The sequence below is a fragment of the Dyadobacter sp. HNCC25DJ186 genome (assembly GCF_056895235.1).
On record NZ_JBXHAS010000008.1, the window covers coordinates 211,129 to 234,370 of the forward strand.

Genomic DNA, 23,242 nt, shown 5'->3' on the forward strand with positions numbered 1-23,242 from the left:
TTGTTTTTCACAAGAGAGATTGAGTACATTTTACATGAACTCAACGAACGACGAGATTTCCCGACGGAAGATTAAGATTGTCGCGGCGAAGACTGGTATTGAGAGTCGGTATTCTGTTGTAAAAGATTTTGAAGAGGACGTAAAGGAAATCGAATTGTTCGATCAATCGCTCACCGGCGAGCCGGGTCTTTCCGAAAGGATGCAGATTTATAAAAAATATGCCACCGAGCTTTCGTTGAAGGCGGTTCGTAAAATTGAAAATTTTGATCAGCGGAAGCGCGACATTACGCACCTGATCACCGTAACCTGTACAGGATTATTTGCGCCTGGTCTTGATATTGAGATGATACGTGAGCTTGACCTGAACCCTGGGACGCAACGGAGTAGCATCAATTTTATGGGCTGCAATGCCGCTATTATTGCCTTAAAAAGTGCAGACGCCATTTGCAGAAGCCTGCCGGACGCAAACGTCCTGATCGTTTGTACTGAGCTTTGCACCATTCATTTTCAGAAAAGGTTTAACGATGATTACCTGCTTTCTAATTTGATATTCGGTGACGGTTCTGCCGCTATCATAATAAGTTCACAGCCCAATGAAAAATTCTTTGAAAGGAAAATTCAGGTGAATAGATTTGATTCGATGATCCTGCATAACGGATATCGTGATATGGCCTGGCAATTATCTGAAACGGGTTTTATTATGAATCTGACCTCTTATGTTCCGGGGTTAATAAAGGAAAATATTCTACCAATGTTAGATAAAATCAGGCTTTTGCCTTCATCCATAGCACATTGGGCCATTCATCCAGGCGGAAAAAAGATTGTTGACGACTTTGCGTTAGCGCTTGGACTGGACAAATCGTTGCTTTCCGAGACTTATGAAGTACTTAAAAACTACGGAAATATGTCCTCACCAACAGTTTTGTTTGTATTGAAACAGGTACTCGAAAAAGCGGATCAGGCTCAACTTGGAGAAAAGATTTTCACCGCAGCTTTCGGGCCCGGGTTAAGCATTGAAACGATGCAGCTTCAATATGTTTGAGTTTAGGAGTAAGGAAAAAGAACTACTGGATCAGGAGGAAATTCCTAAAGAAGATTTATTTCAGAACCTCCGTGAACTTGATTTTATAAATCATTGGCTGGGCGGATATGACATTTCTTTTTCTGGTTTAAAGAAAATAATTAAACCAGAAAAAAAATATTCTATCGTAGATATTGGGTGTGGGGGAGGAGATACGTTAAAGCGGATTTCAAAATGGCGAATGAAACATGGCTATGTCCTTGATCTGTATGGTGTTGATTTAAAATCAGTTTGTATTCAGTATGCAAAAAATAACCCCGGAACATCCGGGATTAATTTTATCTGCGATGATTACAAAAACATATATCAGCATATTGAGAAAATTGACATCATTCATGCCTGTCTTTTTTGTCATCACCTTACAACCGAAGAACTGGCAGACCTTATTAAGTTTGCGATTAACCACAAAGCAATTTTGCTCATCAATGACCTGGAAAGGAATCCGCTGGCTTATTATGCAATTAAAATTTTAACACAACTTTTTTCAAAATCCTACCTGGTAAAAAATGATGCACCGCTATCAGTTCTCAGGGGTTTTAAGAAAAAAGAGTGGATTGCGATTCTGGAAAATTCCGGTGCCGTCCGGTATACCGTTAAAAACAAGTGGGCGTTCAGACATGAAATAATAATCTATGGGAACGATGTCTAAAACCTATGATTGTGCGATTATCGGAGGCGGTTTAGCCGGACTTTGTCTTTCCATTCAATTGGCAGAGCAAGGTATTTCTGTCGTTTTATTTGAGAAGAATCAGTATCCTTTTCATAAAGTTTGCGGTGAATACATTTCGATGGAAAGCTGGGATTTTCTCATGCGTCTGGGTGTGCCGTTAAGTGAGCTTGATCTGCCCATTATCAACGAACTGGGAATAAGTTCTGAGAAAGGATTTATGCTCAATCACCGCCTTGGTTTAGGAGGTTTTGGTATAAGCCGTTTCACGCTTGATTCGCAGCTTGCAAAAATTGCAGCTGGCAAAGGGGTGGAAATAATACAAAATTGCAAGGTATACAATGTATCCGGAAAAGGTGTTCGGGATCATCAGATAGCAACGACACATGGCTCATTCGAAGCTAATATTATTTGTGGAAGTTATGGAAAATATACGCCGACATTTATCAGTAGTGATCCTGATTTTAGAAAATCGAACCATTCACATGATGAAAATTATATCGGTGTTAAATATTATATCAATACTAACCTGGACAGAAATCGCATAGAGCTGCATAATTTCAAAGACGGTTATTGCGGCGTTTCGAAAGTGGATACAGGTGCGTACTGCTTATGTTATCTTACAACGGCGAAAAATCTGCGTGAGCACGGGAATGATATCAAAAAAATGGAAGAGAAGGTTCTATTTAAAAATCCATTCTTAAAGCACTATTTTACTGCCTCCGACTTTATTTATACCCAAGCCATGGTTATTAGTAATATTCAATTTCATAAGAAACAAACTCATGCAAATGGATTGTTTTTTTTAGGAGATTCAGCGGGTTCGATAACACCTCTTTGCGGAAATGGGATGAGTATGGGAATGCGCGCATCCAAATTGTTGGCAGACCAGTTGATCCCATATTTTGGAGAAAAAATTACTTTAAGCCAGGCAGCTGTGAACTATCAGAAAGCCTGGAAAAATGCTTTTGACAAGCGAATTACCTCAGGATATTATCTTCAAAATCTGTTGGGCAAAAAAAATACAACGGATATTGCCCTGCGCGCGCTGAGCAAATTTCCGTTGATCATGAACAGATTGGTTTCCCTCACGCATGGGGAAAAATTTTAAGCGCGCATCTGTGATTTAGCACCTTGCTTCTGCTTATCAATTGATGCTTTTGCTTCTCTGAAATATTTGAACGATACCCATAACATACCAAAACATTCTCCCTCATGTTTGCCCAGATGTTTATGGTGTACTTTATGGGCTCTTCTGATTGCTTTTAAATAGAAAGATTCTGTATTTCTGAAAATTTTGAAGCGCTGGTGAATGAAGATATCGTGAACCAGAAAGTAGGCCATACCATAAAGGGTGATGCCAGTACCGATCCAGAAAAGTGCATTGAAATCGTTCTGTGCGCCAAGTAACAAACAAAGAATTCCAGGGGTAGCGAAAATCAGGAAGAAAAAATCGTTTTTCTCGAAAAAATCACCATCGTCTCTCTGATGATGGTCATGGTGTAAAAACCAGAACAAGCCGTGCATCAAATATTTGTGTGCAAGCCAGGCAACGCATTCCATACCAACAAAAGTGGCAATCACAATCAAAATGTTAACAAAAACAGGACTCATAAAAACGTCTATAATTTAATTTTACTCAAAACTTCATCGAAACAAATTTTGAACCATTCGGTGTAATTACCAGGGTTTCTTATCATATCCTCGCTAAGCTCCTGCGAGCCGATATATTTGTAATCCAGAACCTCCTCCACATTAATCTCAGGCGTTTCGTCTGAAATTGCCCAGAAAATATGATCCAGTTCATGTTCGATCAGGCCATTGTCCACCGCCGCCTGATATTGGAAGGAGTATAAAAAGTTCAACGGAGAATGTATTCCCATCTCCTCATACAGCCGTCTTTTGGCGCCATTCAGCGTACTTTCGTTCGGATAGGGGTGGCTGCAACATGTGTTTGACCAAAGACCCTCTGAATGATATTTTCCAAATGCCCGCTGCTGAAGCAGAATTTCTCCTTTTGTGTTAAAAATAAAGACTGAAAACGCACGATGTAAAGCACCTTTTTGATGTGCTTCGAGTTTCGGCATTAAACCTATTTCGTCATCATTTTCATTTACTAAAACAACTTGATTACTCATCTTGATCCGGATTTAGGTTTTATAAAAGCCCTGTCATGCTTAACCTGCTTTTATATTTCTGATTATAACAACAAAAAATTGTCATAAAAGATCAAATTGATGACGAAATAATGATTGAAACATTAATCCGATTTTGTTATAGTCAGGGATTCGGATTCGGGCTGTCATTACTTTTTCTGGCGGACATTCCTTGATCCGGAGAAACAGCTTTTTGTAATAAAAATAAGCCAGATAAACGCCACGTCTGGCCCCTGCCGGCAACTGTTTGATACCGATCAGTGCCTGATCGAACTCTCCTTCGATTTCGTCCTGAATCTTTGTTTTATCCTCAAATGTGAAATAGCGGAAATCAATATCCGGGAAATAATTTCGTCCAAGTAATTGATAGTCAGCCATCAGGTCACGAAGAAAATTTACTTTCTGAAAAGCGGAGCCAAGTTTCATAGCATAGGGATGCAAATCATTGTATGTCACATAATTCCCTTCCGTAAAAACCCGAAGGCACATTAACCCTACGACTTCCGCCGAGCCCATAATGTACTGGTTGTAGGAATCAACGGTATGTGTGGTTTTATACAAATCCATTTCCATACTTTTCAAAAAAGTATCGATCAGCTCCCACTCGATATTATATTTGTGCACTACTTCCTGAAAGCTGTTCAATATTGGATTGATACTGATTTTTTGTTCAATGGCCTCAACCGTATCTTTCCTGATTTTGTCCATCAAAAAATGTTTGTCGTAGTCGTGAAAGCTGTCCACGATCTCATCGGCAAGGCGTACAAATCCATAAATACCATAAATCGGAGCATGAAATTTCTTGTCAAGAAAGTTAATTCCCAGAGAAAAAGACGTGCTGTATAATTGAGTTGTTTTTTTACTGCACGAAGCGGATAACGTATCAAAAATCACTTTCATGGTTATTTTTTTAGGAATTTAATAAGTTCATGAGCAGCGATCCTGCCCGATATTATGGATGGAGGCACGCCTGGTCCCGGCACAGTCAGCTGGCCGGCATAGTATAAATTATCAACTTTTTTGCTCCTCATTTTTGGCTTAAAAAACGCCGTTTGCATAAGCGTATTCGCCAAACCATATGCATTCCCTTTATACGCATTGTAATCGTTTACAAAATTTGACACCGAATAACTTCTCTTGTAAACAACATGAGCGCGCACATCCTCGCCTGCAAATTTTTCTAGGCGTGTCATCAGCGTATTATAATATTCTTCCTTGATTTCTTCTGTTTCCGTTAAACCAATGGCAATAGGCATCAAGACAAAAATATTCTCGCAGCCTTCCGGCGCGACAGAAGGATCCGTTTTGGATGGACAGCAAACATAGAATAACGGCTTGGTAGGCCATTTTTTCTCTTTATAAATTTCAAAGGCATGCTGCTCGAAATCTTCATCAAAGAATAAATTATGATGCCTTAGTTTGTCAATTTTCTTGTCAATGCCAAGATAAAAAAGCAGACAGGATGGAGCAAAAGTCCGGTCCTCCCAATAATCTTCTTTGTAAGATCGAAAAGATTCGGGTAATAAACTATTCTCGATATGTTGATAATCAGCACTGCCAATCACACCGTCCGTCGCGATTGACTTTCCGTTCGTATGAATATGGCTTATCGAACCTGATTTGATTTCCAGGGAATTAACCGGATGCGAGGTCTGAAATTTTACACCGCAATCTTCGGATATTTTTTTGAAAGCATCAACCACTTTACCAAATCCACCCATTGGATAAAAAGTGCCTTGTTTTAGACCTGCGAAATTCATCAAACTATATAACGCGGGGGTATCTTTTGGCATGGCACCCAGGAAAAGAACCGGAAACTCAATGATCGCAAGTAACCGCGGGTCCTTAAAATACTGTCTGACGTGTTTGCTGAAGGAAGAAAAAAGCTGAATTTTCAGTGCATCACGAAACAGTTTTAAGCTGATAAATTCGGTGATGGAGTGGCTGGGCTTATAAACCATATCACCCATACCAACCACGTATTTAAATTCCCCTTCGTTTATAAACTTTCGAAGTTTCGCACCACTTCCGGGTTCGATACCTTCAAAAAGCGCACAGACAGACTCGAAATCAGCCGGAATATCAAAGACCTCGTTTGCACCAAAAACAACTGCAAATCCTGGATCCAGCTGTTTTAGATCATAAAAATCAGCCGTCGTTTTACCGAACAAATTAAAATAACTTTCATAAACGTCCGGCATCCAGTACCAGCTTGGGCCCATATCAAATACGAAACCATTACAATCAAAGGAACGGGCACGCCCCCCGACCGTCGCATTTTTTTCGAAAATAGTAACGTCGATACCGTTTTGCGCCAGCACTGCTGAGGCTGCCATTCCTGCAAAACCGGAACCAATCACAGCAATTGTCGACTCTTTTTTATGCATGGAATTACTATTTCCCTGACTCATTTTGTGAATTTAAAATTTGAATTAAACTTTCAATGGTATAAATCATTTTTATTCCTTCCCGCTCTGCGGTTTTAGACAGTACCTCATCCGCTCCGGATATTAGAATTGAGCAATCGGAAAAGTCTTTCGCCAGATGAGTCAATAAGTTGTCAAATTCATTTTCGGGCTGATTTCGTATGAAAAATGAATAGATATGAGTCGGATTGCATCGTTGAACAACATTTGACAAGTCGTCGTATGGCACGCGCTGGCCAAGATAAATAGCCTTTTTTCCATACTGCCTGATAAGGTAATATGCGAAAAGAAGCCCTATTTCATGATCTTCAGATTCGTTCAAAAACAATACCCAGGTCTGATCTGTTTTCTCAGGTAACGGCAGTCCTTCAATGGCTGAAAAAAGTTTCTGTTTTATCAGGTTTGTCAAAAAGTGTTCCTGCGACGGAAGCAGATCGTCCTTAATCCACATCAGACCCGTGCGGACAAGAAGGGGATATATGATTTTTGTATAGGTTTTGACCATACCAAAACGTTTTACCGAATTGTTAAATAGCTGGTCAAAGAGTATTTGGTCATACGTTGTTATCGCAATCAGCGCCTGATCGATGATCACTTCAACGTGTTTTTCACTTTGAAATGATTCGGCAATAATCTTATCGATTTCTTCCGATAACTCTTTATTATTCAGTTTACTAATATGTGATATTTTCCTGCCTCTTGTTATCAGCATACAAACGTTAAGCAGTTTCTTTAGCTGCTGATCATCGTAAAACCGAATATTGCTTTGCGTTCTCTCAGGCTCTAACAGGCCATAGCGCTGCTCCCAAATCCGGATGGTATGTGCCTTCTGGTTGGTGATCCGTTCCAGATCTTTTATAGAATACAGGGCCATAATTCTGTTTAATGTTTTTTAAAAATAGTTAAACGAATTGTATAAATCAATTTTATTTTCTCAAAATGCAAGCTTTGGGGTGTTTTGAAGAGCATTACAGATTTTTTTTGCTTGGATTGTTTCTTTGGCTGGGTTGCTGAATTAACAGTTTCGAAAATATTTTTTTGGTGCGGAGTAGGTTTTTTATAAAAAGTTATTACATTTGATATTGAAAATATCTATTGATTGATTTCAAAAGTATCCGATACGTTATGGCAGCTCAGCAATTATTTTGGTCAGGAAACATCAGGCATCTTCGTCTTCGTAAGAAAATGAGTCAGGAGACATTGGCCGAGAAACTGGGGATTTCCCGTGTAAAGCTCAATGCTCATGAAAGTGGCCGGACGGTGAATCCTACTGTGGAGGATCTGGTAAACACTTCCGAATTTTTTAAAATGAGTATCGATTGCCTTCTTAAAATTGATCTGACCACGCTCACGGAGCAGAAGTTGCAGGATCTGGAAGATGGGAGCGAAGCCTACATGTCAGGGAGTAAAATCCGGGTACTGGCGATCACAGTAGATAAGGACGAGGCAGAAAATGTGGAATATGTTCCGGTAAAGGCGAAAGCCGGATATCGGTCCGGGTATAACGACCCGGAATTTCTTGCAGGCCTGCCAAAGTTTAACCTGCCGAATTTGCCAAAAAATGGGACCTTCCGTATGTTTCCAACGGTTGGGGATTCGATGTTGCCTGTTCCTGAAGGAAGCGATGTGATCACAAGGTATGTACAGGATTGGCGGTTGCTAAAAAAGGAAACGCCTTGTATTGTGATCTTAAAAGGGGATCAGGATTTCGTTTTCAAGCAGGTTACGATCAACGATGATGGCACCATGCTTTTGCAATCTTTTAACAAACAATACTTTGCTTATACGGTCCCCGTTTCCGATGTGATTGAGCTTTGGGAATATTATAGTTTCCACAGTAAACAGCTTCCGGAGCCGCAAACGGATATGCAGCAATTATTAAAAATGTTGCAGGAAGTTCAGCACGAAATCAAAGATTTGAAAAAATAGAAACCATATAGGGTGTAGTATTAGGTAATAGAAGCTCCGGGTTTAAGTTAGCCCGAGAGCTTTTATTTTGTGATGGCTGTGATCATCCCTTTAAAAATAAAGAAATGAAAGGGTAATGATAAGTACCAGTAAAGTCTTCCGTAAAGTCCTTTTGGCCTAAAAGTTGCGGTTTGCGTCAGGCATTCTCCTTCTATTTTGAACTCAAGCCAGGCTTCTCCCGGCAATTTCATTTCAGCAAATAATAACAGGCGTCCTTGTTTTTTATCTGCGAGTAAGACCCGCCAAAAATCTAGTGTATCGCCCGCATTAATATCAATCCCGGATGTTCTGCCCCTGCGCATGCCAACGCCTCCGGCCAGTTTATCAAAGTATCCGCGAAGCTGCCAAAGCCAGGTTGCGTAGTACCAGCCCGTATGGCCGCCAATCGCCCAGATCCGCGACTGTGTATCCACCCGGTTTCTGTACCTAAAGGTTTTAATGTCTTTAAAACATCCGTCAACCGGAACCTGAACATATTGTGAGAGCTTGGTATTAATTCGTCCGCTGATCAGAGAATCCTTCCAACTGGATATAATCGCATTTTGCTCTATTTTGGTAAATGCAGCGGCAATGGCGTCGTGATAAGACATAGGACGCATATTCAGCAACGTGGCCAATCTGTTGTCGTGGCAGACCACTTCCACTTTCATACTGTCGACAAGTTTTGTAGCGAGTGAAAATGTGGTTGACGTCACAAAATAAAGCCAGTAAGAGGAAAGTCTTGGTGTGAGCACTGGCAAAGTAATAATGTAGCGTTTCAGTTTTCTGATCTCGGCATATTGCAGGAGCATTTGTTTATAGGTCAGCACATCCGGGCCCCCGATATCAAAACTTGCTGCAAATGTTTTTTCATTATATAACACTTTCTCCAGCATGGTGATTACGTCGCGTATCCCAATCGGCTGGGATTTGGTTTGAAGCCATCTTGGGGTAATCATAACAGGAAGTTTTTCTGTGAGGTCACGGATAATTTCAAAGGAAGCACTGCCGGATCCGATGATGATGCCCGCGCGCAACGTTGTAAAGTTGTAAGTTCCGCTCTTTAAAATGTCCTCAACATTTTTTCTGGAAGCCAGATGTTTAGATAAATTCTGGTCGTTGATTATCCCACTCAGGTACACGATGTGTTTTACGTAGGTCTTGTTCATCCGGTTACGGAAATTTTCGGCAGACTGATCTTCCAACTGCGCAAAATTTCGGGAGTTAGAAGACATCGAATGAATCAGATAATAGGCCCCGTCTATATCCTCGGGGATTTCATCAAGACTGTCGGGATTCAGGAAATCGATTTCAATAACGCTGACCTGATCGTGGTGCAATTCCGGAATGGCAAATCTGCCTTTATCGCGGACACAACAAACTACCTGGTGGCCATTTTCCACAAGCACGGGCAGTAATCTCTTTCCAATATATCCTGTGGCACCGGTCAAAAGTATTTTCATTCGATTGCTTGTTTTACTGATAATTAAGAGTGGTTTTATCTACGAAAGTATCGGAAAAATAGATTTAATATTTAAGCGGTATTAAATGTTACTAATTTTAGATAACGCCGTCTAATATTTGCTTTATTGAAACAATCGTGTAACGTTGAATAAGTATTTTAATAATTTTCCAACGAATTATCCGATATTTTTATAATTTAAGTTATTTTTATATCAGCAAAAATTAAGACAAGATAGCCATGGTGCATGAGAAAGTATTCACGTTAAAAAATCGGAGAGAAGTAAAGGTTATTTTCAAATCAATCCCAAATCCGATTTCCCAAAAACTAAAATTTGAGTATGAAATTTTGATCCGCGAACCGGGTGAAAAATCATTCCGAATTCCGATTGGTGTTAGTCATCCCAAGTATTGGAAATTACAGAAATCAACCAAAGAACAGGGTTTCGAATTGGTATTAACGTATAGCGGAATCAGCCGTAGGCATCTGCTTGAAGTGGAGAGGGAATTTAACAGCCTTTTTTTAATACCAGCCTGATCACGGGACTTTAATTTATTTCACCAGCTTCTTTCCTGGAAAGAAGCTGGTTTTTTGTTTTTTAGTAAATACGCTTTACAACTACTTTGCTATTGGTCAGCTGTGCGGCATAAGCGCGGGCATTTTCGTTGGGTAAAGAAATGAAGGTTTGTTTCTTTTTCTTTCCGTCTGTGGTAACCCAGTTTGCAGAATAGATTTCAAAAGGAGGAGCTCCGGCATAAATCGGACGATTGTCTGAATGAACAAAATTATCTTCTTCTTCGTAAGCCAATTCAAGATCACTTCCCTCCAGCACTTCACAAATAATTCTCAACTTTCCAAATTCGTCATCTGCCAGGCCTTTGATGCGCGCTTTTCCAAAAAATGGTTCTTCTCCAAATTCCCAGCGGTCGTAATATTCTATGATATTTCCAATCTGAGAATCAATATAATCTGCACTCAATTTTGTGTCCTGGTCCATGGTAGTAACGTCTTTGTTTAACATTTCTTTATCGGGGTAATCTTATCACGCATTTAGGTGAATTAGACTTTTAAGTATTGATGGCATTCAAACCATTTTTGTCAAAAAAACTGACTTTCAATCTTATGAATATTTGCAAATATAGGAACGCCCGTATATCTACAACACAAAGAGCGATTTTTATTAGCGTATTTGAAGTTAAAATAGAAATAAATTTTATTATTCGGCAGCAAATTTCAAAAATATTTCATGAGCCAGACGGGGCCAATTTCCGTAAGTTATTTTATGCCAATAATTTACGGGCTTAATTCTTTAAAATAGTTACAAAATATAATTTAGTGTTGACTAAATCTAAATTACGATTAAAATCAAAAAAATCCCGCAGCTACCGGATGCTATCAGACAATTGCTGAGATCCGGTGTCTGCGGGTTTTGTATATGCGTAGTTTTTTATTAGAAAATAAACTTCGTGCTCAAAAAGTTCGAGCTGTCATTTTTGACGATATCATTGATCAGGTTGGTGTTACTTTCATTCATTTTAAATGCCACGAGTGAGCGTATCGAAAATGAACGGATTGCGTCTGCAATAGAAAGCGTTCCCTCTGCGCTGTCCTTGCGGCCGGTGAATGGAAAAGCATCAGGTCCACGCTGCGATTGTGTATTAATGTTCACCCTACTTACCAGATTGACCAGCGGGTCTATCAGCCAGGCAACTTCTTCCGCATTTTCGCTGAAAATGCTAACCTGCTGTCCATGTGTAGATTCAATCAAAAAATCTATGGTTTCTTCTAAATCGTCAAACGGGACAATCGGGATGATGGGTCCGAATTGTTCTTCGCGATACAGTTTCATTTTATCATTTACAGGGTAAACCACAGCCGGGTAAAAGAAAGAAGCCGCAGAAGTTCCTCCGTTTTCGTTCATTATTTTCGCGCCATTTGCTTCTGCGTCAGCAATACAGTCGTTCAGGTATTCGATTTTGTTTGGCTCAGGAAGAGGAGTCAGCGAAACCCCTTTTTTCCATGGCATACCGTATTTTAATTGTGCCACTGCTGCACTGAATTGTCGAATAAATTCGTCTGCAATACTTCTGTGAACCCAAACGATTTTCAATGCAGTGCAACGCTGTCCGTTAAAAGACAAAGATCCCGTGATCGTTTCTTTCACCGCTAGACTTATGTCCGCATGTTTGGTGATAATTGCTGCATTTTTAGCATCAAGCCCTAGAACAGCCCGGAGACGGTTAACTTTTGGATGTTGTTTTTTCAACTCATTAGCAACTTTACTGGATCCGATCAGCGTTAGAACATTGATCTTTCCTGACTGCATGAGTCCCGGGATAATAGCATTTCCACGTCCATAGATTACATTTACAACACCTTTTGGAAAACAATCTCTGAACGCTTCCTGTAACGGATAATGTAATAATGTACCAAACTTCGGAGGTTTAAATAATATCGTATTACCCATGATCAGTGCGGGGATCAGGGTCGTGAACGTTTCATTTAAAGGATAATTAAATGGACCCATACAAAGAACGACTCCAAGTGGAGAACGTCGGATTTGTGCGGCTATTCCATCGACAATTTCGAAACCCGAAGAATCCCGGTCCAGATGTTTCAGCGAATCGATTGTTGCATAAATATATTCAACCGTCCGATCGAATTCTTTTGTAGAGTCAGCGAATGATTTTCCAATTTCCCACATGATGAGCTTGACAATTATGTCTTTTTGCTCGATCATTTTACCGGTAAACTGCTCGACATGTTTGATACGGTCTGATACTGTCATCGTAGGCCAGTCGCCTCGTCCGTTATCGTATGCCGCCACTGCCGCCTTCAAAGATTCCTGCGCCTCTGCTTCGGTACAGACCGGATAACTCCCGATCAGTTTTCTTTCTAATCCGTTTTCAGTTTTGATACAGATCGGTGAAAATACTTCATGGACAGGTCCGTTCCACTGCTTCATCTCGCCGTTGCTCAGGTACTCGCGCTGATGAACTTCTGAGGGCAGGGAGAATTCTGCCGGAACATCTTTCGCTTCCACAAAGAGGTTCTCTAAAATAGTTTTGAAATCCATTGTCTGACTTTAAATGGTTGTTACTTTTAATTACCGGTAAAATTACATGTCTTTTTGACAATTATTAAAAAATATATAATTTTCTGCAAAGAGCCTGTTCTTCTTTACCATGTTGATTAAAACCTGCTCAAAACTATTTTTAAATATTAACTATTCCAATGAATTCTATGTATTTATTGAGAATGTTATTGGGGGCTATTTCGCCAGCGAGTTGATGAAGTTGGAAATCCCCTTGACATCTAAAATCAGATCTATGTCCATGTTGGATATGGCGTGTTGAGGCATAAAAGGCATTTGAGCAGATTCAGGTTTTTGGGCGATTGCCAGGCCATGGGATTTCTTTACGGCCAAAAGCCCGGCTGTCCCATCATCATTCGCACCAGAGAGCAGGATCGCAATAAGATCCGGGCCAAAAACATCCGCAGCGGATTCAAAAGTTACGTCAATACTGGGTCGGCTGAAATTTATTTTTTCAGAGGAATCGAGGGAAAAAGAGAGGTTTTTTTCAATTAATAAATGATAGTCAGCAGGCGCAAGGTAAATGGTCCCTGGTATCAATGGATCCTTATCTTCAACTTCTTTTGTTGGAATCTGCGTCTTTGTTGATAACAGGGAAGACAGAGAGGAATCTGCCGAATTTTTGCGATGCAAAACAAAAATAATAGCTGCTGATAAGTTGGTCTGCAGGGCAGGAAGCATTTCGAATATCACAGAAAGGCTTCCGGCTGAACCGCCGATTACGATCGCTTTAAACGTTTTTTTTAAATCATTTTCTTCCATATTTTTTCTTTATCCAGCTGTCTGAACCTTGATTGAATGGTTGAAAATTTAAGTGTTTCTTTTGATCCTAATGCGAGAAAACCCAGTGTTCCCAGGCTATCATCAAATAATTTGAGAGCGCGCTCCTGAAGATCTTTATCAAAATAGATGAGCACGTTTCGGCATAGAATCAAATCAAACTCGTTAAAAGACCCGTCAGAAACCAGATTGTGTGTCGAGATGATAATCTTTTCAGACAACTCCTGATTAAGTTTTGCCTGGCCGTAATTTGCAGTATAATAAGTTGAAAAGTCTTTCTTACCACCCGAAGCAATATAATTTTCAGAATATTGTTTCATTTGTGTCATTGGAAAAATTCCTTTCCTAACTTTCTCCAAAACGCTTGGATTCAGGTCAGTGGCATACAGCAATGATTTTTTCAGCAGATCAGCTTCCTTTAACATAATCGCCATTGAAAAAACTTCCTCGCCTGTGGAACAACCCGCATGCCAGATTCTTATGAATGGTTTGGTGCCAAGAATGGGCAAAACGTCGGTTCTTAAAACTCTAAAAAACGTAGGGTCACGGAACATTTCTGTTACGTTCACTGTAATTTCTTCAACAAACCGTTTTAAATAATCTTCCTCGGTGCGAATTCTGTATCGCAATTCTGCAAAACTTGGGAATTTGTCTAAGGCGCATAGTCTGATTATCCTCCTTTTTAGCGAAGCCCGGGAATAACTGTTGAAGTCGTATCCGTAAATCTCGAAAACGTCATTTAGAAGTAAGTCTATTTCCTCATCCTCAATCGTCATATCAAACATCTCTTAGCAATTGCAACAACTTGTCTACATTAATTGGTTTTGAAATATAACCATCTGCACCGGCCTGCAAACATTTTTCCCGGTCACCAACCATTGCCTGGGCTGTAACTGCAATTACAGGCGTCTGCCTTCTTGAATCAATACTCTTGATCAGTGGTATGGCTTCGTATCCATCCATATCCGGCATCATCATATCAATAAGTACGGCATCGATTACTTCGTCTTTTTTTAATATTTCCAACGCTTCCAGGGCGCCGGAACATGAAATGCAGTCAAATGATTTCGCACGCAGTGTAGCTGAAAGTGCAAAAATGTTTCTGGCATCATCATCAACGATCAATACCCTTTTCTTATGCATATTTCTTTATTATGGTGGGATTTATAGATTTTCATATTAAGTATTTTCTACGATTTTGCATAGAGCCAAACGCGTAACAGTGACATAAGCTGGTCTATATCCACCGGTTTTGTGATATAATCGGAGGCGCCAGCGTTAATACATTTTTCCCTGTCTCCGGTCATGGCCTTGGCAGTCACCGCGATCACTGGCAGATTTTTCCATTGATAATTTTCACGTATCCTGCGGGCAGTTTCATAACCGTCCATCTGTGGCATCATCATATCCAGTAACACGACATCAATTGAAGGATTGTCGTGCAGTTTTTGTAGTGCTTCCTTCCCATCCAGTGCCGTAATGACGTTCATTTTATAGTTTTCCAGCGACTTGGAGAGAGAAAATATATTTCTCACATCATCGTCTGCAATCAGGACTGTTTTATTTTTCAAAATTTGTTCCAGTGCTCCTAATTTTTTAAAATCTCCGTCACGAACAGCAGGTTTTTTATTTTCCTCAACCACATGTAGGAACAATGAAACCTCATCCAGCATGCGCTGATACGAATGTGCTGTTTTAACAATAATGGAATCTGCATATTGCTTAATCCGGAGTTCTTCGGAGAGCGACAGACTTTTTCCGGTAAAAATAATGATCGGCAGATTTTCAAATCCTGGATTCTTTTTTGCCTCTTCCAAAATTTCATAGGCACGCTTATCAGGAATACCCATGTCGAGGATTACGCAATCGACCTCCTCGGTTTTTAGAGCTTTTATGCCTTCAGAGACATCGCTCCTAAGTTCGGAATTAATATTAAAAGTCTCCAGAAAGTAGGCGAGTGCTTTGGCGTGTTGCGGGTTGTCTTCCACGATAAGCACTTTTTTCGATTTCCTGCTTAATACATATTCAATCTTTTTAAATATTTCCTGCATTTTGTCCAGTGCCATCGGTTTATCGATGAAGTCGACGGCGCCTTTTATCAGGCTTTCGTTTTTCAGTTTATGCGAGGACATGATATGAACCGGAATATGTCTCGTTTTTGTATTCGATTTCAGTCTGTCCATCACTTCCCAGCCGCTCATGACCGGCAGTTGAATGTCAAGCAAAATTCCCAGAGGTTTGAAAGTCTCGGCAAGTTCCAGGCCTTCGTCACCTCTTACCGCAACAATACCTTTATAACCCTTTTTCCGGGTATAGTCAAGGAGCGATTTAGCGAAGTTTGTGTCATCTTCAATAATCAGAATGGATTTGTCCTTCTCTGTAATTGAGTTGCGATCGTCCGGAATACCTTCCGGAATAAGGGTGCTGAGGTATCTGTAATCCGGCTTTTCGACTTTTTTAATGACAATTTCTTCCTCAGCTGGCTGGAAAAAATTCATTTTTTTAGATTCAGATGAAACTGCCGACTGGGAAATCGGAATGTACAACGTAAACTCACTCCCGGCATCTACCACACTTGTCAGCGATATTTCTCCTCCCAACAATTTAATAAGTTCTCGACTTATAGAAAGTCCTAATCCAGTTCCACCGTACTTTCTTTTGGTGGAGCCATCCGCCTGTTGAAATGCTTCGAAAATTAATTGCTGCTTTTCGGGAGGAATACCAATACCAGTATCTTTTATTGCGAAACAAATCGAATTTTTATTTACCGGATTCGGCCTTACCGTCATTTCCACTGACCCCTTGGAGGTAAATTTGAGCGCGTTGGAAATCAGGTTTTTTAAAATTTGTTCAAGACGCATCTTATCAGTCTCGATGACCGCCGGAATATTATCCTCGATAATAATTCGGAATTCTATATTCTTTTGACGGGCAACCGGATTGAAAAGTCCGTTTAATTCTGCCGCGATATCCTTGATGGAAACATTGGCATAGTCAAGATCCATCTTGCCAGCCTCGATTTTAGAAAGATCCAGGATTTCATCAATCAATCCCAAAAGGCCGTTTCCTGACGACTGGATGACCGTTGCATATTCCACCTGATCGCTGTTCAGATTTTTCTCGTCATTCTCTGCAAGTAAACGGCTAAGAAGCAGGATCGAGTTCAGAGGTGTTCTTAATTCATGTGACATATTGGCCAGGAACTCGGACTTGTACCTTGTAGTCAATTCCAACTCCTCAGCTTTCTTCTGAATTTCGATATTTTTTTCTTCCAGCAATCCGCTGCGCTCTTCCAGTTCTTCATTCGTTTGCTGTAATTCTTCTTGCTGGACTCTCAGTTCTTCTTCCGATGCCTGAAGTTTTTGCGCCTGCGCTTCCAGCTCGGCGTTCAGGTTTTCAAGTTCATTATGCTGTGTCTGTAATTCTTCCGACTGAGCCTGGGTTTCTTCCAGGAAGTCCTGAAGTTTCACATAATCCAGAGCAGCATTTACGCCGATCGAAAGCATTTCAAGATTGCCGGTCAGGAATTGCATTTCCAGATCGTTTGGCTCGCGAAGCAATCCCAGCTCGATGACGCCAATACATTCATTTGCGTAAACTAAAGGCAAAATTACAAGACAAACGGGAGGAGTCTGGCCAATTGACGAATTAACCTGAACATAGTTTTCAGGCAGATTACGGATAATAACCGACATTTTGCTTTTGATTACCTGTCCGGAAAGTCCTTCACCTCCTTTAATTGATTGCGGCGCATTGGTTGCAGCAAAACAACCAGCCAACTTATAATTCCAGTCTCTATCCAGAATATAAACTGTTCCGAGCGGAGCGTTTATATAACCCGTTATGATTTCAATAAGATTTTCAGCGAGCTTATGTAGAATTCGTTCGCCGCGAATTGCATCGCTCAGTTTGACGGTGCCGGCCTGAAGCCAGTTTTTATTGGACAAATCCTTAAACGTCTGTTCAAGGGAATTGGTCATAAAATTCAATGCTGTCGAAATCCTTCCTAACTCATCGTCGGTATTATCTGTGCTTCTTACGGTATAATCACCCTCTGAAACCATCTTTGTAATTCCCTCAATTACTGTTATCCGTTGATTGGTTTCTTGATATAACGCCTCCGCCTCTTTTTGTTTTCTGATACGATTGTCAAGATCTTTTTTAATCCTGAGATAAGCAAAACCTGTGATCAGGATAGAAATCAAAGCTGCGAATAAAACCAATATTGGAGTGTAGGTAATGTAGACCTGCTGTGCTTCGGTGCGCTCTTTTAAAATCCTGTTTTCCTCCACGTTGATATGCTGAACAACGCTACGCAGCTGATCCATGACCTTTTTCCCTTTGATCATTTCCTTCTGTCGCTCCGAAACATTGAAAGCAAATGCGTCATTCTGTTTTGTCCTGTCAATGGTTTTTTGCATTTGAATAAACTTCGCTTCATAAAGTCTTTTAGCCTCAGCTAAATTTCTCTGTTGTGCAGGATTATCACTCGTTAGCTCAACAAGCGCCTTATAACTAGCGTTGGTTTTTTCATAGGCCCCATTATAAGGTTCCAGAAAAGATTCGTCCAAAGTCACAAGAAAGCCACGTTGTCCGGTTTCTGCATCTTTCATATTGGACATAATATTCTCGGCTTCTATCAACACCTCGTTGGTATGATTGACAAGCTTCGAGTTTTGGATCAGTTTTTGGGTGCTGTAAAATGAAGCGCTAAGACTTAGAACCAATAACAACACTGAAAACGAAAAGACAATTTGTAACTGCTTAATGATGGAGTTGGCAGAAGAGGTGTTTGGCATATTATTATTGGTAAAGCTCGTCCGTGTTTAAGGACTTAGATGGTTGTTCCTTTTGGGTTAAAGGTAAAATTAATATAAAACTGGCACCTTCGTGTTCACGGCTCTTTGCTGAAATGATGCCGTTGTGTTTGTCCATGATTTTTTTCGCAATGGCCAGACCGATCCCGGTCCCTTCGTAACTACTTTGATTGTTAAGTCGTTGAAAAATAACGAAAATCCGGTCCAGGAACTTTTCGTCAAAACCTATTCCATTATCATTGATCGTAATTCGGCAGAACTCTCCGGTTGGCGATACCGGGGAATCTTCGCTTTTGTATTCAATAATTTCCCCTGAGATAGAAATCATCGGTGAAGTATCAGGTTTGGAAAATTTCAACGCATTACTGATCAGGTTTTGGAAAACCTGGCGGATCTGACTTGGAATGGTTTCCAGCAATGGCAAATGGCCAACGTTGACTATGGCCCGTTTTTCCTGGATATTTTCTTCAAAATCTTCCAGGATCTCGTCAATCAGTTCATTTAAATTTGTCAGGATAAAATTCGCCGAAATGGATAAACGCGAATAATCCAAAAGATCACTGATCAGGCTGGACATCCGTTTCGAAGAACTGATCGACCTGTCCAGATAGGATTCCGCTTCACTGTTACCAACCAGAAATTTGTCTTTGATAAGGTGATTGAAGGTCTGAATTTTTCGCAACGGTTCTTTAAGATCGTGCGACACGACCCAGGCAAATTGCTGAAGTTCATGATTGGTCGTTTCCAGCTCTGAATTTTTTAAAACAAGCTCTTTGGTTCGTTGCTCAACTTTCTGTTCCAGCATCTCATTAGCCATTTTTTGCTGATGAATATCTGTATAACTTCCAACCCATCGAATCACATTCCCCTGCTGAAGAACAGGAATGATTTTCAGAAGAAAATAGCGGTATTCTCCGGTTGAAATATGACGTAATCTGAGATCGCACGAAAACTCTGAACCGTTTCGTAAAGAGTCTTTCCATGTCTCGCAAAGATGATCCTCCGGGTGTGTCTGTAATAAATTTTGTATGTCTTCCGAATATTGAAACCAGTGCTTATTGACATATTCAATTTTTCCGTCAGTAGACATCGTAAAAGCGATCTGGGGAAGCGATTCCAGTACGAACTGCAATTCCTGCATGTGTGCTGCAAGGTCTTCCTGTGCCCTCTTGCGGCTTTCAATCTCACTCTGAAGTGATAACTGGATTGCTTTAAGTTGCTGCTGCTGTTCGTACAATTTATGGAAAGTTTTGACTTTCAGGAGCAGAATATCCGGATCAACTGGCTTCGTCAAATAGTCGATACCCCCGGATGTATATCCTTTCGTTATAAATTTCTTCTCCTTATTAACCGCTGAGAGAAAAAGAATTGGCGTATCCTTTGCCTTATTGAAACCGGAAATGGCTTCTGCCACCTCAAATCCATCCATACCAGGCATTTGCACATCCAGGATGATGAGCGAGTAGCTGTGGCTAAGGATTTTTTTTAAGGCCTCTTCCCCGGATTCCGCACTGTCAGTTTCGAAATTATGCAGTTCAAGGATTTTCTTTAAAGGGAGAATATTTTCTGATCTATCGTCGACAATAAGAATCATAGATAGACGACGAATTTTTCAAGTGACCAGAGGCAGTATGGATCCATACTTTTATCTAACTTATTCATAAGATCAATTCTTTTCATAACTAAATTATTCAAATGTAAAGGTGTATACGTAAATATCATACCAATAACTTCGATTTATTGAAAAATCTGGCCAATAAATGCGCTGAAACAACTTGACGAGCCATGAATTCGCTGAGACTGCTAAGCTATCAATCCGTCGTCTTTTAGATATTTGATCAACTGGATCACATCATAACCGTTCATTTCCGTGATCCTTTTCTTGAAAAGCGAATGTTTGCTGCCGAAGGTAAAATCGTTTATCGCTTCATTTGTAATGAGTTTGAGTTCATCAATCCATTTTTGGATTGTGATCAGCGGATGAATGTAGCTTTTCTCAAATTCTTCCATGATCGTCATTCGTCCTTTTACTCTCACAAGCTCTATGATGGCATTTACTATATATTCCTGGTCTGAGGAATATTCTGTGTCCTCATTATTTTCCTCAGTTTTTAAAAGGAAATCCTGTATTTTAGATAGCAATGGCAGGTCCAACTTGATTTGATGCGGCATATTTTTAACAGTTTAGGTTACAACTGGGGAATTTATTCCCGTTCTCATTTAGGATAAAAACGTTGTCATGACTTGGCAACGAGCTCTGTTACAAAGTTTTATAATCGGAAAAAAACTGATCCAGTTTTATTTCTTTGTGGAACGGAGTTTGTAAGTGAACAGGCACAAAGCAAGAATATTGTTTTAGTTATATAAAATGTTAACTTATTAAAATTATGGCCAGAGAAAATCATCTTAGCGGCCTTGATATGACAACGAGGCGAAAAATTTCAACCCGTGCTTTTGAGGATATGAAAGCTGGGAAACGAGATGAGACTGCCAAAGCAATGTACCCAAATACCCAGGAAAGAAAAATGGAAAATACGGGAACAGGCAGTCGGGAAAAAAAAATAAATAAAGAGGAGCCTTATTTTAAAGCAAGGCTCACTGTGCGGGCTAGAAAGGCAAGCAGAATAAATACAGGTGTCAGTATCTCAGACGAATAGTCTGAGTAACCCAGCAATTGAAAAGAGCGGTCATGAAGATGGCTGCTCTTTTTGTTTACAAATAACTTCAAATGGGCAATTAATCGTTAGAAGGAGCGATTGGCGCTATATTTATGATGATCCGTTTTACCAATTACTCAATATTTCGGATTTTGATATTTATATCCTGAGGAGCGACCTCATCACCGCCAAAATAGGGGAGAAGTTTGTAGGATATTCCCAATCCGCCGGAGCAGTGACGGGGCATAATAGTCGTGTTGCCATTCAAAACAAAAACATAAGTATTTTTGGATGTACTTAGTTTGTAACTCGACGATTTCCCTAATTCGACAGTTCCAAGTTCTTTTTCCTGCCGCTGGCCGGAAAGATATACGTAGGCGTAAATCCGCAAGGCATTTTCACGCCAATTCCAGCCAAAACGTGCACTGTTCTCATGGTGTTGCGTGTTGCAATCTGAAAATCCGAGCAGCTTATTAATATCATGCTGGTTTCCAGGATTGGCCGTCTGATAGATGCATGTGCTGTCAAAAATTGCCTGAAATTTCAGTTCGTTTCCTGTAAAAAGCCCGTTCGAATTATTGTCAATTTCGTGGTTACCTTTACTGATTTTATAAGTGATATAATCGTCTCCAAAGCTTGGCGTATTTCCAATCCATTGACAGGAAGACAAGCAAAATAAAGTGAAGATAATTACAAAACTGATTTTCATTGGATCCATTTTACAACGCACAAAACAAAAGTATGAAGTTTCCGCTTTTTTGAAAACTCCATAGTAACGAAGTGCCGGGGAAAATAATGTGTTATGTATAGACCTTTTCAAGATTTCTTTTGCGCTGCATCGGATTTCAGCAATCGGATATCAGATTGATGATATTTTGTACAATTGCCAACAGCGGAAAGCAAATTTGTCATACAAATCCATTGGTGATATGGTCTGCGTCATATCGAGTCCGGAACCACGTTTTTTACCGCACGGGTTCCTTCATACAGTTCATATTCCAATAAGCGGCAGTCGATCGTACTGGTGTAAAACTCAATTCTGCGTTTTGCTTTCAGGCCAATTTTTTTGGCGAGATCGAGGTTTCCTGTGAAAACGTACCCAAAATAACCTTTGCATTTCTGCTTCATAAAATCACCAATCCGCGCATAGGTTTCTTCCAGTTCATCAATTTCACCAAGTCTGTCGCCATATTCCGGATTTACAAAAAAGACACCTTTCGCGCCTTCAGGAACTTCGGTGTCAGCAAAATCGCAAACGCCGAATTCAATCATATCGGCTACGCCGGCAGCAATCGCGTTTTTCTTAGCATTGTTGACTGCAAGCTCACTCAGATCTGTCGCGAGAATCCGTAGTCCCGGAACTTCCACGATCTGATCTTCGAGTTTGTACATTTCGTTGTAATAAACTTCCTTATCGTAACCCTGAATATGCATAAAAGCGAAATTGTCACGGAACAATCCCGGTCTCGTATTACTCGCAATTAAAGCAGCTTCGATAGCCAGCGTGCCCGATCCGCACATCGGATTAACAAAAGGAGACTTTTTGTCCCATTGGCTCGCAAGAATTGTAGCAGAAGCCAATGCTTCCAACATCGGCGCCCGTCCAGGTATTTTTCGATAGCCATGGCGCGCAAGCGAATCCCCGGAAGTGTCCATAAAGATTTCAGCATTCTCATGTTTCCAGAAAAGGTGTACAACCGCACCTGTCAGTTCAGAACCTGTTGACGGGCGTGTTCCGCGCTTTTCTCTCAGCCGGTCCACAACAGCATCTTTAACACGTAAATTGGCAAACATTCCGTTGTTTATTGTCGGATGTTGCACATTACTTGTGACTGAAAAATAGCCAGGATCAGGAAGAATGTCTTCCCATTCCATTTTTAATAAATGGGTATAAACTTCATCCGGATTATTTGCCTGAAATTTTTCCAAACTATATAACACCTGGCTGGCGCAGTACAAATTCAGGTTAAGAACAATGCAGTCGTTCATGGTTCCTTTTACGCGAACACCAGTAACAAAAGCTTCTTCGATTATAAATCCGAGATCCTTCACTTCCTGTTCCAGATATGGCGCAAGACGCTTGTTGCAGGTAATGATAATCGAGGATTCGGTGGTATATAATGACATAAAATTCTAATCAATGCAAAAGTAAGGC

Annotated in this window: 22 protein-coding genes; 6 read left to right on the plus strand and 16 right to left on the minus strand. The window is 40.4% G+C overall.

From position 1 onward, the window contains the following. Positions 1-19 precede the first annotated feature (19 nt). The 3 genes from AC1XUO_RS22055 to AC1XUO_RS22065 are packed head-to-tail and all read left to right on the plus strand — an operon-like array spanning position 20 to position 2,859. A complete protein-coding gene (locus tag AC1XUO_RS22055) occupies positions 20-1,042 on the plus strand; it encodes a type III polyketide synthase (RefSeq protein ID WP_483332018.1) in 1,023 nt (340 codons plus the stop codon). Next, on the plus strand, positions 1,035-1,730 hold the full coding sequence (locus AC1XUO_RS22060) for a methyltransferase domain-containing protein (RefSeq protein WP_483331953.1): 696 nt from the start codon (positions 1,035-1,037) through the stop codon (positions 1,728-1,730). Before AC1XUO_RS22055 ends, AC1XUO_RS22060 begins: the two co-directional genes overlap by 8 nt. Beyond that, complete coding sequence (locus AC1XUO_RS22065; protein ID WP_483331954.1) at positions 1,723-2,859, plus strand: NAD(P)/FAD-dependent oxidoreductase; 1,137 nt, start codon at positions 1,723-1,725, stop codon at positions 2,857-2,859. Before AC1XUO_RS22060 ends, AC1XUO_RS22065 begins: the two co-directional genes overlap by 8 nt. Here AC1XUO_RS22065 and AC1XUO_RS22070 read toward each other — a convergent pair. The 5 genes from AC1XUO_RS22070 to AC1XUO_RS22090 form a co-directional block, all read right to left on the minus strand. Continuing rightward, on the minus strand, positions 2,856-3,362 hold the full coding sequence (locus AC1XUO_RS22070) for a sterol desaturase family protein (RefSeq protein WP_483331956.1): 507 nt from the start codon (positions 3,360-3,362) through the stop codon (positions 2,856-2,858). The two genes, AC1XUO_RS22065 and AC1XUO_RS22070, sit on opposite strands and share 4 nt — an antisense overlap. Before the next feature lie 8 nt (positions 3,363-3,370). Beyond that, positions 3,371-3,886 (minus strand): isopentenyl-diphosphate Delta-isomerase, encoded by a 516-nt coding sequence (gene idi, locus AC1XUO_RS22075; protein ID WP_483331957.1) that lies wholly within the window; start codon positions 3,884-3,886, stop codon positions 3,371-3,373. Positions 3,887-3,967: 81 nt separating this feature from the next. Next, positions 3,968-4,804: a phytoene/squalene synthase family protein gene (locus AC1XUO_RS22080; RefSeq protein ID WP_483331958.1), complete on the minus strand. Its 837-nt coding sequence runs from the start codon at positions 4,802-4,804 to the stop codon at positions 3,968-3,970. A 2-nt stretch (positions 4,805-4,806) separates the two neighbouring features. Further along, on the minus strand, positions 4,807-6,315 hold the full coding sequence (locus AC1XUO_RS22085) for a phytoene desaturase family protein (RefSeq protein WP_483331959.1): 1,509 nt from the start codon (positions 6,313-6,315) through the stop codon (positions 4,807-4,809). Beyond that, positions 6,299-7,204 carry a MerR family transcriptional regulator gene (locus tag AC1XUO_RS22090; protein ID WP_483331960.1) on the minus strand — a complete coding sequence of 302 codons (906 nt, stop codon included), beginning with the start codon at positions 7,202-7,204 and terminating at the stop codon, positions 6,299-6,301. The genes AC1XUO_RS22085 and AC1XUO_RS22090 overlap by 17 nt, the downstream gene beginning before the upstream one ends. A 251-nt stretch (positions 7,205-7,455) precedes the next feature. Here AC1XUO_RS22090 and AC1XUO_RS22095 point away from each other — a divergent pair, with 251 nt between their 5' ends. Next, positions 7,456-8,259: an XRE family transcriptional regulator gene (locus AC1XUO_RS22095; protein WP_483331961.1), complete on the plus strand. Its 804-nt coding sequence runs from the start codon at positions 7,456-7,458 to the stop codon at positions 8,257-8,259. 62 nt (positions 8,260-8,321) lie between these two features. On the opposite strand, the gene AC1XUO_RS22100 is transcribed toward AC1XUO_RS22095, so the two are convergent. Then, complete coding sequence (locus tag AC1XUO_RS22100; protein ID WP_483331962.1) at positions 8,322-9,740, minus strand: SDR family oxidoreductase; 1,419 nt, start codon at positions 9,738-9,740, stop codon at positions 8,322-8,324. A gap of 239 nt (positions 9,741-9,979) precedes the next feature. Here AC1XUO_RS22100 and AC1XUO_RS22105 point away from each other — a divergent pair, with 239 nt between their 5' ends. Next, positions 9,980-10,276, plus strand: a complete 297-nt coding sequence (locus AC1XUO_RS22105) for a hypothetical protein (RefSeq protein ID WP_483331963.1) — start codon at positions 9,980-9,982, stop codon at positions 10,274-10,276. 61 nt (positions 10,277-10,337) lie between these two features. Here the strand turns inward: AC1XUO_RS22105 and AC1XUO_RS22110 are convergent, their stop codons facing one another. The 8 genes from AC1XUO_RS22110 to AC1XUO_RS22145 form a co-directional block, all read right to left on the minus strand. Further along, positions 10,338-10,760 carry a hypothetical protein gene (locus AC1XUO_RS22110; RefSeq protein WP_483331964.1) on the minus strand — a complete coding sequence of 141 codons (423 nt, stop codon included), beginning with the start codon at positions 10,758-10,760 and terminating at the stop codon, positions 10,338-10,340. Positions 10,761-11,189: 429 nt separating this feature from the next. Further along, a complete protein-coding gene (locus tag AC1XUO_RS22115; protein WP_483331965.1) occupies positions 11,190-12,815 on the minus strand; it encodes an NADP-dependent glyceraldehyde-3-phosphate dehydrogenase in 1,626 nt (541 codons plus the stop codon). A gap of 195 nt (positions 12,816-13,010) precedes the next feature. Next, the gene (locus tag AC1XUO_RS22120) at positions 13,011-13,595 is read right to left on the minus strand and encodes a chemotaxis protein CheB (protein WP_483331966.1); all 585 of its coding nucleotides are present in this window, start codon (positions 13,593-13,595) and stop codon (positions 13,011-13,013) included. After that, complete coding sequence (locus AC1XUO_RS22125; RefSeq protein WP_483331967.1) at positions 13,577-14,389, minus strand: CheR family methyltransferase; 813 nt, start codon at positions 14,387-14,389, stop codon at positions 13,577-13,579. Before AC1XUO_RS22125 ends, AC1XUO_RS22120 begins: the two co-directional genes overlap by 19 nt. A gap of 1 nt (position 14,390) precedes the next feature. Further along, entirely contained in the window at positions 14,391-14,756 is a 366-nt protein-coding gene (locus AC1XUO_RS22130) for a response regulator (RefSeq protein ID WP_483331968.1), read from the minus strand. A gap of 47 nt (positions 14,757-14,803) precedes the next feature. Beyond that, positions 14,804-18,412: a response regulator gene (locus tag AC1XUO_RS22135; protein WP_483331970.1), complete on the minus strand. Its 3,609-nt coding sequence runs from the start codon at positions 18,410-18,412 to the stop codon at positions 14,804-14,806. A gap of 4 nt (positions 18,413-18,416) precedes the next feature. Beyond that, the gene (locus AC1XUO_RS22140; RefSeq protein ID WP_483331971.1) at positions 18,417-20,024 is read right to left on the minus strand and encodes a hybrid sensor histidine kinase/response regulator; all 1,608 of its coding nucleotides are present in this window, start codon (positions 20,022-20,024) and stop codon (positions 18,417-18,419) included. 209 nt (positions 20,025-20,233) lie between these two features. Then, on the minus strand, positions 20,234-20,602 hold the full coding sequence (locus AC1XUO_RS22145) for a hypothetical protein (protein WP_483331972.1): 369 nt from the start codon (positions 20,600-20,602) through the stop codon (positions 20,234-20,236). Between the two features lie 215 nt (positions 20,603-20,817). On the opposite strand from AC1XUO_RS22145, the gene AC1XUO_RS22150 reads away from it, so the two are divergent. Continuing rightward, on the plus strand, positions 20,818-21,087 hold the full coding sequence (locus AC1XUO_RS22150; RefSeq protein WP_483331973.1) for a hypothetical protein: 270 nt from the start codon (positions 20,818-20,820) through the stop codon (positions 21,085-21,087). 133 nt (positions 21,088-21,220) lie between these two features. On the opposite strand, the gene AC1XUO_RS22155 is transcribed toward AC1XUO_RS22150, so the two are convergent. Both AC1XUO_RS22155 and AC1XUO_RS22160 read right to left on the minus strand, forming a co-directional pair. Further along, entirely contained in the window at positions 21,221-21,796 is a 576-nt protein-coding gene (locus AC1XUO_RS22155; RefSeq protein WP_483331974.1) for a hypothetical protein, read from the minus strand. 230 nt (positions 21,797-22,026) lie between these two features. Beyond that, complete coding sequence (locus tag AC1XUO_RS22160; RefSeq protein WP_483331975.1) at positions 22,027-23,214, minus strand: THUMP domain-containing class I SAM-dependent RNA methyltransferase; 1,188 nt, start codon at positions 23,212-23,214, stop codon at positions 22,027-22,029. Between the last annotated feature and the right edge of the window lie 28 nt (positions 23,215-23,242).

Excerpts from the sequence above, each read along its gene's own strand:
- AC1XUO_RS22060 (WP_483331953.1), top strand. The coding sequence starts at position 1,035 with ATGTTTGAGTTTAGGAGTAAGGAAAAAGAACTACTGGATCAGGAGGAA.
- AC1XUO_RS22065 (WP_483331954.1), top strand. The coding sequence starts at position 1,723 with ATGTCTAAAACCTATGATTGTGCGATTATCGGAGGCGGTTTAGCCGGA.
- AC1XUO_RS22070 (WP_483331956.1), bottom strand. The coding sequence starts at position 3,362 with ATGAGTCCTGTTTTTGTTAACATTTTGATTGTGATTGCCACTTTTGTT.
- idi (WP_483331957.1), bottom strand. The coding sequence starts at position 3,886 with ATGAGTAATCAAGTTGTTTTAGTAAATGAAAATGATGACGAAATAGGT.
- AC1XUO_RS22080 (WP_483331958.1), bottom strand. The coding sequence starts at position 4,804 with ATGAAAGTGATTTTTGATACGTTATCCGCTTCGTGCAGTAAAAAAACA.
- AC1XUO_RS22085 (WP_483331959.1), bottom strand. The coding sequence starts at position 6,315 with ATGAGTCAGGGAAATAGTAATTCCATGCATAAAAAAGAGTCGACAATT.
- AC1XUO_RS22090 (WP_483331960.1), bottom strand. The coding sequence starts at position 7,204 with ATGGCCCTGTATTCTATAAAAGATCTGGAACGGATCACCAACCAGAAG.
- AC1XUO_RS22095 (WP_483331961.1), top strand. The coding sequence starts at position 7,456 with ATGGCAGCTCAGCAATTATTTTGGTCAGGAAACATCAGGCATCTTCGT.
- AC1XUO_RS22100 (WP_483331962.1), bottom strand. The coding sequence starts at position 9,740 with ATGAAAATACTTTTGACCGGTGCCACAGGATATATTGGAAAGAGATTA.
- AC1XUO_RS22105 (WP_483331963.1), top strand. The coding sequence starts at position 9,980 with ATGGTGCATGAGAAAGTATTCACGTTAAAAAATCGGAGAGAAGTAAAG.
- AC1XUO_RS22110 (WP_483331964.1), bottom strand. The coding sequence starts at position 10,760 with ATGTTAAACAAAGACGTTACTACCATGGACCAGGACACAAAATTGAGT.
- AC1XUO_RS22115 (WP_483331965.1), bottom strand. The coding sequence starts at position 12,815 with ATGGATTTCAAAACTATTTTAGAGAACCTCTTTGTGGAAGCGAAAGAT.
- AC1XUO_RS22120 (WP_483331966.1), bottom strand. The coding sequence starts at position 13,595 with ATGGAAGAAAATGATTTAAAAAAAACGTTTAAAGCGATCGTAATCGGC.
- AC1XUO_RS22125 (WP_483331967.1), bottom strand. The coding sequence starts at position 14,389 with ATGACGATTGAGGATGAGGAAATAGACTTACTTCTAAATGACGTTTTC.
- AC1XUO_RS22130 (WP_483331968.1), bottom strand. The coding sequence starts at position 14,756 with ATGCATAAGAAAAGGGTATTGATCGTTGATGATGATGCCAGAAACATT.
- AC1XUO_RS22135 (WP_483331970.1), bottom strand. The coding sequence starts at position 18,412 with ATGCCAAACACCTCTTCTGCCAACTCCATCATTAAGCAGTTACAAATT.
- AC1XUO_RS22140 (WP_483331971.1), bottom strand. The coding sequence starts at position 20,024 with ATGATTCTTATTGTCGACGATAGATCAGAAAATATTCTCCCTTTAAAG.
- AC1XUO_RS22145 (WP_483331972.1), bottom strand. The coding sequence starts at position 20,602 with ATGCCGCATCAAATCAAGTTGGACCTGCCATTGCTATCTAAAATACAG.
- AC1XUO_RS22150 (WP_483331973.1), top strand. The coding sequence starts at position 20,818 with ATGGCCAGAGAAAATCATCTTAGCGGCCTTGATATGACAACGAGGCGA.
- AC1XUO_RS22155 (WP_483331974.1), bottom strand. The coding sequence starts at position 21,796 with ATGAAAATCAGTTTTGTAATTATCTTCACTTTATTTTGCTTGTCTTCC.
- AC1XUO_RS22160 (WP_483331975.1), bottom strand. The coding sequence starts at position 23,214 with ATGTCATTATATACCACCGAATCCTCGATTATCATTACCTGCAACAAG.